General features: G+C 64.6%; 15 protein-coding genes. 3 read left to right on the plus strand and 12 right to left on the minus strand.

Features of this window, described 5'->3' with window-relative positions; translation table 11 throughout:
- Window positions 1-414: 414 nt before the first annotated feature.
- On the minus strand, window positions 415-1689 hold the full coding sequence (tyrS, locus tag JGU71_RS21890) for a tyrosine--tRNA ligase (RefSeq protein WP_307829761.1): 1275 nt from the start codon (window positions 1687-1689) through the stop codon (window positions 415-417).
- On the minus strand, window positions 1682-2341 hold the full coding sequence (locus JGU71_RS21895) for a DNA-3-methyladenine glycosylase (protein ID WP_307829762.1): 660 nt from the start codon (window positions 2339-2341) through the stop codon (window positions 1682-1684). Before JGU71_RS21895 ends, tyrS begins: the two co-directional genes overlap by 8 nt.
- 122 nt (window positions 2342-2463) lie before the next feature.
- Here JGU71_RS21895 and JGU71_RS21900 point away from each other — a divergent pair, with 122 nt between their 5' ends.
- The 3 genes from JGU71_RS21900 to JGU71_RS21910 are packed head-to-tail and all read left to right on the plus strand — an operon-like array spanning window position 2464 to window position 4573.
- The gene (locus tag JGU71_RS21900; RefSeq protein WP_199706562.1) at window positions 2464-3198 is read left to right on the plus strand and encodes an ABC transporter ATP-binding protein; all 735 of its coding nucleotides are present in this window, start codon (window positions 2464-2466) and stop codon (window positions 3196-3198) included.
- A complete protein-coding gene (locus JGU71_RS21905) occupies window positions 3195-3950 on the plus strand; it encodes an ABC transporter permease (RefSeq protein ID WP_199706564.1) in 756 nt (251 codons plus the stop codon). Before JGU71_RS21900 ends, JGU71_RS21905 begins: the two co-directional genes overlap by 4 nt.
- A 2-nt stretch (window positions 3951-3952) precedes the next feature.
- Window positions 3953-4573: a TetR/AcrR family transcriptional regulator gene (locus JGU71_RS21910; protein WP_199706566.1), complete on the plus strand. Its 621-nt coding sequence runs from the start codon at window positions 3953-3955 to the stop codon at window positions 4571-4573.
- Window positions 4574-4592: 19 nt separating this feature from the next.
- Here the strand turns inward: JGU71_RS21910 and JGU71_RS21915 are convergent, their stop codons facing one another.
- The 10 genes from JGU71_RS21915 to argC all read right to left on the minus strand — a co-directional run bounded on the left by JGU71_RS21915 (window position 4593) and on the right by argC (window position 16436).
- On the minus strand, window positions 4593-4838 hold the full coding sequence (locus tag JGU71_RS21915) for a Trm112 family protein (RefSeq protein ID WP_199706568.1): 246 nt from the start codon (window positions 4836-4838) through the stop codon (window positions 4593-4595).
- A 15-nt stretch (window positions 4839-4853) separates the two neighbouring features.
- Window positions 4854-7826, minus strand: coding sequence for an AMP-binding protein (locus tag JGU71_RS21920; protein WP_199706570.1), 2973 nt, complete (start codon window positions 7824-7826; stop codon window positions 4854-4856).
- A gap of 98 nt (window positions 7827-7924) precedes the next feature.
- On the minus strand, window positions 7925-9358 hold the full coding sequence (argH, locus tag JGU71_RS21925; RefSeq protein WP_199706572.1) for an argininosuccinate lyase: 1434 nt from the start codon (window positions 9356-9358) through the stop codon (window positions 7925-7927).
- Window positions 9355-10569 (minus strand): argininosuccinate synthase, encoded by a 1215-nt coding sequence (locus tag JGU71_RS21930; protein ID WP_199706574.1) that lies wholly within the window; start codon window positions 10567-10569, stop codon window positions 9355-9357. Before JGU71_RS21930 ends, argH begins: the two co-directional genes overlap by 4 nt.
- 58 nt (window positions 10570-10627) lie before the next feature.
- Window positions 10628-11119, minus strand: a complete 492-nt coding sequence (locus JGU71_RS21935) for an arginine repressor (RefSeq protein WP_199706576.1) — start codon at window positions 11117-11119, stop codon at window positions 10628-10630.
- The gene (gene argF, locus JGU71_RS21940) at window positions 11116-12045 is read right to left on the minus strand and encodes an ornithine carbamoyltransferase (RefSeq protein ID WP_199706578.1); all 930 of its coding nucleotides are present in this window, start codon (window positions 12043-12045) and stop codon (window positions 11116-11118) included. Before argF ends, JGU71_RS21935 begins: the two co-directional genes overlap by 4 nt.
- The gene (locus tag JGU71_RS21945) at window positions 12042-13238 is read right to left on the minus strand and encodes an acetylornithine transaminase (RefSeq protein ID WP_199706580.1); all 1197 of its coding nucleotides are present in this window, start codon (window positions 13236-13238) and stop codon (window positions 12042-12044) included. The genes argF and JGU71_RS21945 overlap by 4 nt, the downstream gene beginning before the upstream one ends.
- Entirely contained in the window at window positions 13235-14149 is a 915-nt protein-coding gene (argB, locus tag JGU71_RS21950) for an acetylglutamate kinase (protein ID WP_199706582.1), read from the minus strand. Before argB ends, JGU71_RS21945 begins: the two co-directional genes overlap by 4 nt.
- A complete protein-coding gene (gene argJ / locus JGU71_RS21955; protein ID WP_199706914.1) occupies window positions 14146-15345 on the minus strand; it encodes a bifunctional glutamate N-acetyltransferase/amino-acid acetyltransferase ArgJ in 1200 nt (399 codons plus the stop codon). The genes argB and argJ overlap by 4 nt, the downstream gene beginning before the upstream one ends.
- A 32-nt stretch (window positions 15346-15377) precedes the next feature.
- Window positions 15378-16436, minus strand: a complete 1059-nt coding sequence (gene argC / locus JGU71_RS21960) for an N-acetyl-gamma-glutamyl-phosphate reductase (RefSeq protein ID WP_199706584.1) — start codon at window positions 16434-16436, stop codon at window positions 15378-15380.
- Window positions 16437-16485 lie beyond the last annotated feature (49 nt).

Below are 16485 nucleotides of genomic sequence, written 5' to 3' on the forward strand. Positions count from 1 at the left end.
ACCAAAACAAAATATTTGGCACTGACATTCATCGACACACTGTTGAGTTCTCAAAGAACACGCACACACCATCCAACCCACCAAAGCAGGTCATCCGGGGCAACCGTTCCAGCCTAGCTGATCATCCAGACCGAGTCAAAGCTCGGCTGATCTGATCTTTCGAAGACACAAGCTAACCTTCTAGCTTGAACTTCTGGAGTTCAGGCGCTCCTCGTCCGGCCTCGTTTCCCTGACCTCTCGGTCCTGGTTGGCGTCCGTGTCGCTCTGACTTGAAGAAAGTTACGCGAACAAGAACACCACGTCAAATCGCCTGGTCGGAGGCTTTTCGGATCGCATCGGCGCAGCTCAGCGCTACGGATTTCCCGCAGAACCCGAGTAAATCACAACGATGTGATCCAGCCCACCGAAAAGACGTTAAATCCCGGCTAACTCCACGCCCGCAAAGTTGCGCTTCCCGCGCCGGACAACCAGCCACTTGCCGTGTAGGTAGTCCCCTGCTGTCGGCGTCCAGGTCTCGTCGGAAATCCGGACGTTGTTCACTGCCGCGCCGCCCTCTTTGATTGCTCGCCTAGCAGCACCCTTGCTCTCGCTGAGGCCGGTTGCCACAAGCAGATCGACGATCGAGTTCGGTTCGCCGTCGCCAAGTTGCGCGACAGACGCCTCGCGCAGTGCCGCAGCCAGCGTGGGCTCGTCGAGTTCGGTCAGTTCTCCCCTGCCGAACAAAGCTTGACTCGCCAACTCGACGGCACGGGTGTTCGCCTCACCGTGGACGAGGGTGGTCATCTCCGCTGCGAGCCGGCGTTGCGCCTCGCGAGCGTGCGGGCGTTGCTCGGTTGCCTCCGCCAACTCCGCGAGCTCGGCCTCGGACAGAAAGGTGAACCAGCGCAGGTAGCGGACGACATCGGCATCGCCGGTGTTCACGAAGTACTGGTACCAGGCATAGGGGCTGGTCATCTCGGGATCGAGCCACAGGCTGCCGCCACCCGTCGACTTGCCGAACTTCTTGCCGTCGGCCGACGTCACCAACGGCACCGTGAGCGCGTGCACCGCTGCACCGTCGACCCGTCGGTTCAGCTCGACGCCGGCAATGATGTTGCCCCACTGGTCGGACCCGCCGACCTGCAGAACGCAGTCGTACTCGCGTCGCAGATGGACGTAGTCGTTGGCCTGCAAAAGCATGTAGCTGAACTCGGTGTAGGAGATCCCCTCCCCCTCCAACCTGCGCTTCACCGTGTCCCGCGCAAGCATCACGTTCACCGAGAAGTGCTTGCCGATGTCGCGAAGAAAGTCGACCGCAGTCAACTGCGAGGTCCAGTCCAGGTTGTTCACTACAACGGCACCGGTCGGCGAATCGTCGATATCGACGAACCGTTCCAACTGCGACCGAATACGCTGCGCCCACGTGGAGACGGTGTCCGCCGAGTTCATCGTGCGCTCACCGACATCACGCGGATCGCCGATCATTCCCGTCGCACCACCGGCAAGGACGATCGGGCGATGGCCCGCACGCTGAAATCGCCTGAGGGCCAACAGCGGAACCAGGTGTCCAGCATGCAAGCTCGGACCGGTCGGATCGAACCCCGCATACAGGCTGACCGTTCCCGCGGCCAGTGCGCTGCGCAGCGCATCGAGGTCGGTGGACTGCGCGATGAGCCCGCGCCAGGTCAGTTCGTCGACAATGTCAGTCACCCGACGATCTTCCCGCATCACCCGATCCGGGCGCTCGGGGACTCCGCCGGTATGCCGAGACCGCAGGTGAATCGGGAAGCCACAGACGCCACGGCCGATCGGCAGCGGAGCTCACTCCCACCCGCGGACCGCTCGACCACGTCGTCGGTTCGCCGAGCTCGAGCCGGATGGGTGCCGCAGGATCGAACAGTCGAACTCCGTAGTCCGACAACGTGATACCCAGCGCACTCCCGAGGTTGCCCGGTCCCCGGGCGAGGTCTGCCGCACGCTTCGCCGATGGCCGCCTCCTCGCAGCCAGGTCGTAGCCTTCCACAACTTCGCCCGCACGAAGCAGCACCGCTGCAGCACTTCCCTCCGCACCGCACGTCACGTTCAGGCAGTAGTGCATGCCGTAGCTCAGGTAGACGTACAGCCGTCCCGGTTCGCCGAACATGATCGAGTTCCGCGGTGTGGGCCCGCGATAGGAATGCGCGGCCGGGTCCGGCCACGGCCCCTCCCTTTCGGACCCATAGGCCTCGACCTCGACGATCCGCACAACGACGCCGTTCGCACTCAGCCGCGCATCGAGCATCCGACTTGCCGCAAAAACAGGGGCAGGTACCTCCGCTGCTCGTGAGTCTTTTCGGCGGTCGGGCCCTCCGAAAGGACTCACGAGGTCAGCGCCCTCTTGCTCGTCACACAACCGATTCTGCCCTGCCTCTTGACCTGCGCGTTTGGCCGGTCTATAAATTCATTACGTGATGATTTCACCGCCTGATGAATTGGAGCTACACCATGACCGTCCCCGACGACGCGGACGCGATCGCGATCCGCAACCTCACCGTCCGACGCGGCGGCAAGCCCGTATTGCATGACGTGAGCCTGACCGTTCAGCGCGGTTCGATCACGGGTCTGCTCGGTCCTTCCGGGTGCGGGAAGACCACGCTGATGCGGAGCATCGTCGGCACCCAGATCGTCGAATCGGGCGATGTCACCGTGCTTGGTGAGCCTGCGGGATCGGCACGATTGCGCACACGCGTCGGCTACGTCACGCAATCCCCGAGCATCTATTCCGACCTGACCGTGCGCGACAACGTCGCCTACTTCGGCGCGTTCTACCGCAAGGGACCAGCCGAGGTCGCGGCGGCGATCGAGTCTGTCGGCCTCAGTGATCGGGCCGGACATCGAGGTGACGAACTGTCCGGCGGTCAGCGCACTCGTGTGTCGCTCGCCTGCGCACTCGTCGCCGAACCGGACCTTCTCGTCCTCGACGAACCGACGGTCGGGCTCGATCCTGTGCTTCGCGTCGAGCTGTGGGAACGCTTCATCGCTCTCGCGAAAGCCGGAGCGACCCTGCTCGTATCGAGCCACGTCATGGACGAGGCCGAACATTGCGACGAGCTCCTGCTGATGCGCGACGGCAAACTGCTCGCGCAACTGGCACCCGACGAACTTCGCAAGAAGACAGGCGAAACCAGCCTCGAAAACGCTTTCCTGACCTTGATCCGAAACGAAGGTGTACCAGCATGAACGCCAACGCCTACGCTGCGACGTCGGTCCGAATCCTCAAGCAGCTCAAAGCCGATCACCGAACCGTTGCGATGATCGTCGCAGTACCCGCACTGCTCATGACGCTGCTGTACTTCATCTATCAGAACGCCCCCACAATGCCGGGGCAGCAGAGCCTGTTCGACCGCGTCGGCATCAGTATGCTCGGCATCCTGCCGTTCATCGTGATGTTCTTGATCACGGCGATCGCGATGCAACGCGAACGCACCTCCGGAACGCTCGAGCGTCTGATGACCACACCGGTGTCCAAACTCGACCTGCTCGGCGGCTACGGCACCGCATTCTCGATCGCAGCGGGGATCCAGGCGCTGTTCGCCTGCGCGGTCAGCTTCGGCCTACTCGGCCTCGAATCGGCAGGTGGCGTCGCACTGGTCATCCTGGTGGCCATGGTCGACGCTGTGCTCGGCGTCGCGCTCGGTCTGCTCGCAAGCGCATTCGCGCGCACCGAGTTTCAAGCAGTGCAATTCATGCCGCTGATCGTCGCGCCGCAAATCTTTCTTTGCGGTCTGCTCGTACCACGCGGACAGCTGCCAGACTGGCTCGAATGGATAAGCAATCTGATGCCGCTGAGCTACGCGGTGGATGCCTTGAACGAGGTATCGACGCAGACGGGAGCGACCGGGCTTATGTGGCGTGACCTGGCAGTAGTTGCCGGATTCGCGGTCGTCGCACTCTGCCTCGCCGCCGCGACGCTACGCCGACGGACCCCGTAGCGATGTCCGTAGGTTCGAACGAGGACAAGCCGGACGGCGGCCGCACAGGCCGCCGGCCCGGCCAATCGGGCACCCGCGAGGCGATACTCGACTCGGCACGAGAACGATTCGCGCAAGTCGGCTTCGATAAAGCGTCGATCAGGTCCATAGCCGCAGGCGCAGGCGTCGATTCGGCACTCGTCCACCACTACTTCGGAACGAAACAGGAACTGTTCGTCAGCGTCGCGCAACTACCCGTCGATCCTCAGGTTGTGCTGGCAGCGGTGAACGCCGCTTCGGTCGACGAACTCGGCGAGCAACTGCTGCGTGCTGTCGTCGGCGCGTGGGACGGACCAGCAGGCGTGGGGATACTCGCTGCATTCCGCGGCGTCATGGCCGGCGCGGACCCGAGTCTGATCCGGACGTTTCTACTCGAGATTGCGCTGAAGGGTGTGCGTGATCGGGTCGACTTCCCGGCAGGCACAGGCCAACACCGGGTTGCGTTGGCCGCGTCCCAGGTCCTCGGAATCCTTGTGGCCCGCAAGATGATCCTTCTCGAACCGATAGCGTCGATGCCCATCGACGAACTGGTCGAGCTGGCGGCCCCGACGCTGCAGCGCTACTTCACCGGCGACATCTTCTGACGCCGACCGCCGAGCGCAATCAGACTGCGGGTGCAGCCTCGCCGCGTGCCACGAGGTCGTCGTGTTCGGCCTCGTCGGTCACGTCACGCGCCTCGTCGATCAGCAGTACGGGAATCCCCTGCTCGATCGGGTATGCCCGCCGAAGCCGCGGGTTGTAGAAGGCTTCGATGCCCGCATCGCCGCTGACCAGCAGCAACGGACCCTTGTCCTGCGGGCACGCCAGGATGGAGAGCAGAAACGGATCGAATGCGAAGTCTGATGCCACGACAGCGACCGTACGCTAGCCCGCGCTCTCGGCTGGGAACAGCCTCGACGCAACCTCTTCGGTCAGTTCCTTGTAGGCGCCGTCGTGGCCGTCGTAACACCACGTCGTCGGACCCGGTTTCGGTAGACCCGCAGTTCGAAGCTCACGCGCGCTCGGCCGGAAAGTCGAGCTGACCGGGATCTCGTCCACGATGTGCACGAGATCGGGGCGGTCGTTCGACGGCAGTCCGCGCAAAGCCTCACTGACGACCTCGATCGGCAGATCGGCTCCCGCGCGCACCGTCACCGCCGCGACGGCGTACTGCGTGTTGCCGGATTCGACCCCGTACGCGACCGCAAGATCGACCTCACCGATCTCGTCGAGCTGATCGACGATCGGCTGCGTGTAGACCGGACCGCGCGGCGCCTTCACCACCGTGTGTTTGTTGTCCACCAACCAGTAGTCACCGTCCGCATCACGCCGGAACAGGTTTTCGGTCGGGACCCACGAGTCGCCCTGCATGAACACACCACGCATACCACCGTGCGGGATCTCGACACCTGACGTCGCCCGCCCTAGCAGCAACCCGACCTCGTCGTCGACGCACTTGCGAACGAAACCTTCGTCGTCCTCGAGGAATCGACCGGCGACAGCGTCGTAGGCCGCAAGCTCGACATGTGCTGTGCCAGGCACGGATCGGCCCTTGCAACCCATCTTGTTGCCGCTGACGTTGGCGAGCACGACATCACCCTCGATGGACGCGTAGAACTCGAGCACGCGAGCCGGCTTGAAACGGTCGGTGGTGCGCTGCCACAGCCCGACCGGCATACCCGACCCGATGAACAACCGAACAGGGTGATCGCGACCGAGCGGAAACTCTTCCGCGTCGAGAATTTCGCGCATCATGGTCCACGTGTAGGTGACGACGGTGACGCCGTAGCGGTGCACCTCGTCGGCGAACTGTGACGGATCGAGACTGCGCGACAACGCAATACGAGATCCACCGGCGACGGCACCGCCGAGACTCACCAACAGCCCGGACGAATGATGCAGTGGCGCAAGGCAGTACACGGTGTCGTTGCGATCGAGGTCGGCCGACGTCGCGGTACCGAATGCGGAAAGCGCCCACCGATGGTTGGTGACGGGCTTGGCCTCCATCGCGGCGCCCGAACCACTCAACAACACGAACCCGAGTTCACGAGCCAAGCCCGGATTCGGCTTGTACCAGGCAGGAATGCGGACCGCACCCGGGTCGATCTGCTCGAGGTCGACGACGTTGCCACCGACCTCGACGTCGAGACCCCGGTTCTCGCCACCACCGAGGACCAGCACCTTCAACCCTGTCGCAGCGGCACTCTTGACGTTGTCCGGGTCGGCGACGACAGTGTCGATTCCGGTCAACTCCGCAGCGCGAGCAAGGTCGGAGCCGGGTGGCAGCAGAATCGCGACGGCACCGAGTCGTGAAAGGGCAGCGATGGTGACCAGCGCGCTCGGGCGGGTCTCCATCAGTACACCGACGTGCGCGGCCGGGCGAAGGCCGACCTGAATCAAGCCACGGACGACGTTGTCGATACGGGTGTTGACAGCCGCGTTGGTGTGCACCCGATCGTCGAAGAGGAAGCACTCGCCGAGCGGCGCACGACGACCCTGTTCGGCAAGTAGACCGCCGAGCGAAATTCGAGTGTGCGGCTGGATCTGACCCAGTCGCGACAACCGCGGCAATGCACGTGCTGCCTCGCTGGACAGTTCGAGTGTGCCGCGGAAGGCGTTGCTCGCGAAGCCGACGATCTCTCGACCGACGCCGGCACCGACCTCGGCGACGGTCGCGGCGGTGTGGGCGAACCGAGATCCGACCGATCCGACCGAGGCGGGCGCTTCGGGGTCGATGTCGGCGGACATCTCGTGCACGATGTCCGGCTTGGGTCCGAGACCTTCGCGCCACAGCGCCCACGCCGCGACACCCGGCCAGGTCTGCCGTTCCGCCGTGCCACCGACGACGAGGCCGAAATGTCCTGCGCGCAAGGTCGCTTCGAAGACTTCGGCGCGTGCCGCTGCCCGGCGGATGCCGCGCACGGACGCGGGCTGACCGATGTCGTCGACCTCACCGACGAAAGCGAGGATCGGGCAGGTGAGATCGGCGAGAGTGATGAGTTGATCGCGGACGACGAAACCACCCGACATCATCCGGTTGTGCACGACGAACTGCTTGAGCAGTTCCGCAACGGCCGGGCCCGACCACGGCACCCAGCCATCGGTCATCAGGAACCGGCGCTGCTGCTCGCGTGGGAGTAGCGCTTCGCGGTCGTGCAACTGCCTGACGAAATCCCAGCGCGCCTTGACAGTCTTGATCGGATCCAAGAGCTGGAACCCGGTGCGGGCCATCTGATCGGTGACCGCGAGACGGTTGAAGACGTGGTCCGCAAGAAATTCCGCGCCCTTGGCAGCAATGTTCGCCGGCAGGCCGAGCGGCATACCTGCGACAGCGTCGACCGGGCTGCCGAAAGCGATGATGCTCGCCAGATTCTTCGAGTGCCGGTACGCGCCTGCCTGGTAGCAGAACATGCCGCCCTGCGAGTAGCCGCCGAGGTGAACGTCGCGGCCGGTGTGCCGACGCACGTCGTCGACGACGTCACTGACCGCAACAACGTGGTCGGCGAGGGTGCGCTCCCAGCCGCCCTCTTCGGTTGCGGGCGAGCCGAAGTCGACGACCCACGGATCGATGCCCGCCTTGTGCAGGATGCCGACGGCGCCCGCGTCGGTGGTCACGTCGTAGACCTCTGCGCTGATCATCATCGGCGGCACCAGCACGACAGGTGGGCGCGATCCCAGCTCTTCGGTCGGGAAGTAACGCCGCAGCCGGTACATCGGTTTGCGCTCGACGACGTCGAACGGCGTACCGGTCGCACCGGTTTCGAGGCCACCGAACCGGATGACCTCCAGCCCGTTCTGCGCGGTCGCAACCAGCCTTTGGATCGGACCGATAACGGACTCCGCACTAATTTCAACCACGACAACACTCCCAAGACAAGGACGAATTCAGACCTACACGACGTCGTTGTGACGAGCTTTCCATACCGCCGACAACAGTGCGGGCACCTGGGAAATGTTCAGCTCACGCCCGACCACGGCCGGAGGGTGTCGGCCGTACGCCGGACCTCACCGAGCTGCGCCGCGACCTGCACGCCGGCCGTGCCGCCGCGAGCGTCGCGTGACGCGATCGAACCGGCAACCGTGAGCACGTCCCGCACCGCGGGCGTCAACGCGGGATCGACCGCCGCGAACTCGGCGTCGGTCAGATCCGCGAGCCCAACCCCGCGAGCTTCGGCAGCGCGAACGCACGCTCCTGCCGCCTCGTGTGCAACGCGGAACGGCACGCCGTTCCGCACGAGCCACTCGGCGATGTCGGTCGCCAGGGTGAAGCCGGCGGGGGCCAACTCGGCCATGCGGTCGGTGTGAAAGGTCAGCGTCGCAACGAGTCCGGCGATCGCCGGAAGCAACAGCTCGAGCTGCGCGACCGAATCGAAGACCGGTTCCTTGTCTTCCTGCAGGTCACGGTTGTAGGCAAGCGGCTGCGCTTTGAGCGTGGCCAACAATCCGGTGAGGTTACCGATCAGGCGACCGGCCTTGCCTCGCGTGAGCTCGGAGACGTCGGGGTTCTTTTTCTGCGGCATGATCGACGATCCGGTCGACCACGCATCGGCCAGCGTCACGTACCCGAACTCGGGTGTGCTCCAGATGATCACTTCCTCGGCCATCCGACTGAGGTCGACCGCGATCATGGCGAAGACGAACGCTGCTTCGGCCGCGAAATCCCGCGAGGACGTCGCATCGATCGAGTTCTGCGCTGCGCTGTCGAAGTCGAGATCGGCCGCGATGGCATCCGGATCCAGACCGAGCGACGAGCCTGCCAACGCACCCGAACCGTACGGCGAGACCGCCGCGCGTTTGTCGAAGTCCTGCAGGCGCGCGATATCGCGAAGCAGCGGATGTGCGTGCGCAAGCAGATGATGCGCGAGCAGTACCGGCTGCGCCGCCTGCAGGTGCGTCTTGCCCGGCATGACCGCATCCGGATGCGACGCTGCCTGGGTCGTGAGCGCATCGACCACGTCGAGGAGCCCGCCCGCGACGCGTCGCGCAGCATCGCGCAACCACATCCGGAACAGCGTCGCGACCTGGTCGTTGCGTGATCGACCTGCCCGCAGCCTGCCACCGACCTCTGCTCCGACGCGGTCGATCAAGCCGCGCTCGAGAGCACCGTGTACGTCCTCGTCGGACTCGGCGGGCGCGAACGCTCCCGACGCGACGTCGGCCGCGAGGTTGTCGAGACCGTCGAGCATCGTCCGTAGATCCTCGTCACGAAGCAGACCCGCCTTGTTGAGCACGCGAGCATGCGCCTTGGACGCTCGGATGTCGTACGGCGCGAGCACCCAATCGAAATGCGTCGACTTGCTCAGCGCAGCCATGGCAGCGGCCGGTCCCGATGCGAACCGACCGCCCCACAACGCGCCTTCGTTCGTGTGGGGTGCGTCCTGCGAGGTCACAGTCCCCGTTCTCCCGCAAGCCGGTTACGCCGCGCTGCGATCTTCGACGACAAGCCGTGCAGCTGGACGAAACCCTTCGCCGCCGACTGGTCGAAGGTGTCGCCCTCGTCGTAGGTCGCAAGGTTGAAGTCGTACAGGGATTCCTTGCTGCGGCGACCGTTGACGCTGATGTGGCCACCGTTGAGCACGAGCCGAATATCGCCCGTCACATGCTCCTGGGTGTGCACGACGAACGTGTCGAGTGCATCCTTCAGGGGCGAGAACCACAGGCCGTCGTACACCAGCTCGCTCCACCGCTGTTCCAGCTGCCGCTTGTAGCGGCCAAGCTCGCGTTCGAGGGTGACGTGTTCGAGCTCCTGGTGGGCAGCGATCAGCACCATCGCCCCCGGCGCCTCGTAGATTTCGCGGCTCTTGATGCCGACGAGCCGATCCTCGACCACGTCGAGCCGGCCGACGCCCTGCGCACCCGCACGCTTGTTGAGCTCCTGAATCGCCTGCAGAACGCTGACCTCACGACCGTCGATGGCGACCGGGCGGCCCTTCTCGAACGAGATGATGAGCTCGTCGGGCGCGAGGAAGTTGACGGTCGGATCGACGGTGTAGTCGTAGACCTCCTTCGTCGGCGCGTTCCACAGGTCCTCGAGGTACCCGGTTTCGACCGCGCGGCCCCAGACGTTCTGATCGATCGAGAACGGCGACTTCTTCGTGACGTTGATCGGGATGGCATTTTCCTCGGCGAAACGAATCGCCTTCTCGCGCGTCCACGCGTAGTCACGGACGGGCGCGAGCACTTCGAGATCCGGCGCGAGGGTGTTGAAGCCGACCTCGAAACGCACCTGGTCGTTGCCCTTGCCTGTGCAGCCGTGCGCGACGATGTTGCCGCCGTGAGTGCGGGCAGCGGTGACGAGGTGCTTGACGATCAGCGGGCGCGAGATGGCCGACACCAGCGGGTAGCGGTCCATGTAGAGAGCGTTCGCCTGGATGGTCGGTAGGCAGTAGTCCTCGGCGAACTCGTCACGAGCATCGAGGACGACGGATTCGACGGCACCACAATCGAGTGCGCGCTGCCGGACGACCTCCATGTCCTCGCCACCCTGGCCGAGATCGATTGCGACGGCAATCACCTCGGCACCTGTCTCCTTGCCGATCCAGCTGATGGCGACGGAGGTGTCCAGCCCGCCCGAGTAGGCGAGTACGACGCGATCGGCCATTGTTGTTGTGCTCCTCTGTTTCAACGTTTGCGGTGATACTTACTGCTGTTTTGCCTGTTCAGGCAAGTTCTTCGAGCTTTGCGGCCAGCTGTGCGCCGGTGGTCGGCTCACGCGCGATCACAAGAATGGTGTCATCCCCCGCGATAGTGCCGACAACGTCGGGTAGCGAGGCCCGGTCCAAGGCGCTCGCCAGGTACTGCGCAGCGCCGGGAGGAGTGCGCAGTACGACCAGATTTCCGCTCGCGGCCGTGGAGACGAGCAGCTCCGAAAGCAGCCTCGACACCCGATCCGTACCGCCCGACACACCTCTTACGGGACTGCCGTCTTCCGGCACGACGTAGACGCCTACTCCCCCGTCCGCGGCTCTGAGTTTGACCGCACCGAGCTCCTCTAGATCACGCGACAGCGTCGCCTGCGTCGCCTCGATGCCTTCGCTCGCGAGCAGTGCGGCAAGTTCGGTCTGGCTTCGCACCGAGTTGGTCGACAGCAGGTCCACGATCCTGGCTTGCCGGCCTGCCCGTGTCCGCGCGATCTCGGGGTTGATCGTCATCGCTGCTGCTCCAGCAGCCACACAAGAAGGGCCTTCTGCGCGTGCAGCCGATTCTCGGCTTCGTCCCACACGACACTCTGCGGTCCGTCGATGACGTCGTCGGTGATCTCCTCGCCACGATGGGCCGGCAGGCAGTGCAGGACGACAGCCTGCGGATCCGCGCGAGCAAGCAGGGTCGCATTCACCTGGAAGGGACGGAAAGGTCCGACGCGGTCGAGACCGTCGTTCTCCTGGCCCATCGACGTCCACGTGTCGGTGACGATCGCGTCGACGCCGTCGACCGCCGCGTCGGGATCGGTCGTCACTGTGATCGTCGCTCCGGTGTCCTTGGCTCGCAGCCGCGCGGCTTCGAGCACGTGAGGCAGCGGCAGAAAGCCTTCCGGGGACGCGATCGTGACGTCGACGCCCGCGGTGACGCCACCGAGCAGCAGCGAGTGCGACATGTTGTTCGCGCCGTCGCCGAGGTAGGTCAGTTTCAAACCACGCAGCGTGCCCTTGCGCTCGGCCAACGTTTGCAGATCCGCGAGGACCTGGCACGGGTGAAACTCGTCGGAGAGGGCGTTGACGATGGGAACCGTTGCGCCGGAGGCCATCTCCTCGAGGCGATCCTGACCGAAGGTCCGCCAGACCACCGCGTCCACATACCGCGACAGCACCCGGCCGGTGTCCTGGAGCGTCTCCTCGCGGCCGAGTTGTGTGCTTCGCCCGTCCACAACGACCGCGTGACCACCGAGTTGAGCAATGCCCATCTCGAACGAGAATCGCGTCCGCGTCGAATTCTTCTCGAAGATGACTCCGACGCCACGCGGACCTTCCAGCGGCCTGCGCGAAAACGGTGCAGCCTTCAGCTCTGCGGCCAGTGCGAGCACTTCGGCCTGCTGCTCGGGTGTGAGGTCGTCGTCCCGTAGGAAGTGCATCACGGTCATTTCGTCTCCTGAGCGGTGTTCGAGGCAGCGTCGAGAATCGCCGGTAGGGCGGAGACGAAGCTGTCGGCCTGTTCCTCGGTGAGGATCAGCGGTGGTGCCAGCCGAATCACGTTGGGTTTTGCAGGATTCACCAGAAAACCAGCAGCGCGAGCGTGGGCATCGACCTCGGCTGCGACATCGGCGGTGAGCACGATTCCGAGCAGCAGTCCGGCACCTCGAACGTGGTCGACGAGTGGATGATGCAACGACTCGATGCCCGTGATGATGGCTTTGCCCGTCGCATCGGCGCGCGAGACGAGGTCTTCGTCGGCGATCGTGCGCAGCACCGCCAACGCCGCTGCCGCACACACGGGATTTCCACCGAACGTGGTCCCGTGCATCCCTGGCTGCAGCAGTTGAGCAGTGGCACCCGTTGCGATGCACGCACCGATCGGGAGTCCCCCGCCGAGTCCTTTCGCCAAGGTCATGACGTCGGGAACGACGCCCGATGCCTGGTGCGCGTAGAACCAGCCGGTCCGCCCTATTCCGGTCTGCACCTCGTCGAGGATCAGCAAGGCACCGTGGCGTGCTGTGATCTCGCGAGCCGCCGCAAGGTAGCCCTCCGGCGGTACGACAACGCCACTCTCGCCGAGGATCGGCTCGAGAAACAGCGCCGCCGTGTTGTCGTCGACCTCACGCTCGAGCGCGGCGACATCACCGAACGGCACGTGCACGACTCCCGGCGGCATCGGCTCGAAAGGTGCCCGCTTCGCAGGCTGCCCGGTCAACGCGAGCGAACCCATCGTCCTACCGTGGAACGCCTCTTCGGTCGCAATGATCTTCGGCCTGCCGGTCAGCCGGGCAATCTTGAATGCGGCCTCGTTCGCCTCGGTTCCGGAGTTGCACAACAACACTCGGCCGGACGCTCCCAGGTGCGCGAGCAGTTGCTCGGCGAGTGCGATCCCCGGCTCGGTCATGTAGAAGTTCGACGTGTGACCGAGCGTGCCGAGCTGCGACGTGACAGCCTCGACGACGGCGGGGTGGCCATGGCCGAGGATGTTCACGGCGATGCCACCGAGCAGATCCAGGTACTGCTTACCGTCGGCGTCGTAGACGACCGCACCTTCGCCGCGTACGAGCGCGACCTTCGGTAGGCCGTAGTTGTTCATCATCGCGCCCGACCACCGCTGTTGCAGTTCCTGCGTGTGTGTCATGACTGGCCGTCCTTCTCGGTCGGATCTGGTGTCACCATGGTTCCGATGCCCTCGCCGGTGAACATTTCCAAGAGCACCGAATGTGCAAGCCTGCCATCGATGACGTGTGCACTCGACACACCGCCGCGTACCGCTCGCAGGCACGCTTCCATCTTCGGCACCATGCCCGCGTCCAGCGTCGGTAGCAGCTGTTCCAATGCGGCGGCATCGATTTCGGTGAGCAGCGAGCCGCGGTCAGGCCAATTGGCGTACACACCTTCGACATCGGTGAGCACTATCAACTTCTCGGCACCGATCCCCTCGGCGAGCGCGGCCGCCGCGGTGTCGGCGTTGATGTTGTGCACGACGCCGTCGACATCGGGCGCGATCGTCGAGACGACCGGAATACGTCCTGCCGCAATCAGATCCAGCACAGCATCCGGATTGACCGTCGTCACGTCGCCGACGAGACCGATATCGGTCTGCTCGCCGTCGACCTTGACGGTCCGTCTCGTTGCCGTGAAGAGGTGAGCGTCCTCGCCGGAAATACCAACGGCCAACGGACCGTGCGCGTTGATCAGACCGACCAACTCACGGCCGACCTGGCCGAAAAGCACCATCCGAACTACGTCCATCACCTCTGGCGTCGTCACCCGGAATCCGCCCCGGAATTCACCCTGCAGCCCAAGCCTTTTCAACATGGCACTGATCTGCGGTCCCCCGCCGTGCACCACGACGGGATGCACGCCGATCGTGCGAAGGAAGGCCATGTCCGCAGCGAAGGCCCGCTTGAGGTCGTCGTCGATCATCGCGTTTCCGCCGTATTTGACGACGACGATCTTGTCGGTGAATTTCTGCAGCCACGGCAATGCGTCTGCGAGCACGTGCGCCTTCTGACCGGCGGTCAGACCGTCGATGGTCACATCCGTCATGACGAATACGCCGAATTCTCTTCGACATAGGCGTGCGAGAGGTCCGTCGTCCGGATGGACGCCGACGCGGAGCCGATACCGAGGTCGACGATCAACTCGATGTCTTCGCCGGTCAGGTCGATCTCACGGGCGCCCGGCGCACCGACACCGTCGATGCAGACGAAGCTTCCGTTGAACGACACCGAGATTCGGTCGGGATCCAATTCGATGGGTGCGATGCCGATTGCTGCCATCACACGTCCCCAGTTGGGGTCCGACCCGAACAGTGCGGTCTTGACGAGGCTGTCACGCGCGACGGTCCTGGCGCCGACCAACGCGTCGGCTTCGGTTTTTGCTCCCGTGACCGCCACCGTGACCCGCTTGGTGACACCCTCGGCGTCGGCCATCAGCTGGTAGGCCAGATCGTCGCAGACGGCGAGCACGGCAGCGTCGAGTTCGGCCTGGGTCGGCGCGACTCCGCTGGCACCCGAACTCAGCAGCAGGACAGTGTCGTTGGTCGAGGTAGCGCCGTCGACGTCGAGCCTGTCGAACGTCATTCGCGTTGCCGCGCGCAGTGCCGCGTCGAGTTGTTCGGCGGTTGCGACCGCATCGGTCGTCACAACCGACAGCATGGTCGCCAACGACGGCGCGAGCATGCCCGCACCCTTTGCCATCCCGCCGACGACCCAGTTGCCGTCGTGGTGGAAGGCGGCTTCCTTGGCGACGGTGTCCGTCGTCATGATCGCGTGTGCGGCATCCGTGCCACCCGAGATACCGCCTGCCAACTCGTGCACGATTTCGGTGAGCCCGGGAACAAGTTTGTCCATCGGCAGACGATCGCCGATCAGTCCCGTCGAGCACACTGCGATCTCGCCACCGCCGGTGTCGGTGCCCCAATTGCTCAGAGCGGCAGCGAGTTCCTCTGCGGTCCTGTGGGTGTCCTGAAATCCCGGAGCACCTGTGCACGCGTTCGCGCCGCCCGAGTTCAGCACCACCGCGCGGACGCGTCCCGAGGTGAGGACCTGCTGCGACCACAACACCGGCGCTGCCTTGACCTTGTTCGTGGTGAACACGCCTGCCGCGGCCTGCTCGGGTCCCTCGTTGAAGACGAGTGCGAGATCGAGCTTGCCGCTCTTCTTGATGCCCGCTGCGATGCCGGCCGCACGAAAGCCTGCGGGTGCTGTAACACCCTGGGTCCGAAGCAGTTTGCCATTCATGAACTTCTCCCCTGCCAACTTGTCTGCTGCGGTCACGGTGCGAGTCCTACCGTCGAGAGCCCGTCGGTTTCGGTGAATCCGAGGGCGAGGTTCATCGATTGCACCGCGCCACCCGCGGTGCCCTTCGTGAGGTTGTCGATCGCCGAGATCACGACGAGCAATCCCGCTTCCGTGTCGACCGTCAGCCCGATCACCGCCGCGTTCGAGCCGAGTACGGACCCCGTCGTCGGGTACCGACCTTCCGGCAGCAGATGCACGAAAGGCTCGTCGGCATATGCTTTTTCGTAGACTGCCCGCGCCTCGTCGGCGGTGACGGTCGTCGGTGCCGTGCAGGTCGCGAGAATGCCGCGCGGCATCGGAGCCAGTACGGGAGTGAACGAGACCGTCACCTCGGCATCCGAGAATGCCGATAGGTTCTGCCGAATTTCGGGGGTGTGCCGATGGACGCCACCGACACCGTACGCCGACACCGAACCCATCACTTCGGAGCCGAGCAGATTCGGCTTGAGCGCCTTGCCCGCACCGGAAGTCCCGCTTACTGCAACCACATTCACGCGCGGCTCGACGATGCCTGCCGCAATTGCGGGTGCCATCGCGAGGCTTGCTGCGGTCGGGTAGCAACCGGGAACAGCGATCCGCGTCGCACCCGTCAGCCGCTCGCGCGCTCCGGGAAGTTCAGGAAGGCCGTAGGGCCAGGTCCCGGCATGCGCTGTGCCGTAGTACTTCTCCCACGCCGCAGCGTCGGCAAGCCTGAAGTCGGCACCACAGTCGATGATGACGGTCGAATCCGACAACGCGTTGGCGATCTCCGCCGAGTTGCCGTGCGGCAGACCGAGGAAGACGACGTCGTGACCCGCGAGTTCGTCGATGGTCGTCGCTGTGAGCACTCGATCCGCCAGGGGCAGTAGGTGAGCGTGGTGCTCACCGAGCGTCGTCCCAGCATTACCGCCCGCAGTGAGCGCTCCGATCGTCAGTTCACCACGCACGTAGGCTGGGTGCCCGAGGAGCAGGCGCAGGATTTCCCCGCCCGCGTAACCACTGGCGCCCGCGACCGCGATCGTGCCGGGGTTCTGAACAGTCCAATCTCCCATGCGGTTCATTATGCACTATCATGCAAGTTCATTCATAGAGTGGGTCTGT

Source organism: Antrihabitans stalagmiti (assembly GCF_016482825.1).
Taxonomy (GTDB): Bacteria; Actinomycetota; Actinomycetes; order Mycobacteriales; family Mycobacteriaceae; genus Antrihabitans; species Antrihabitans stalagmiti.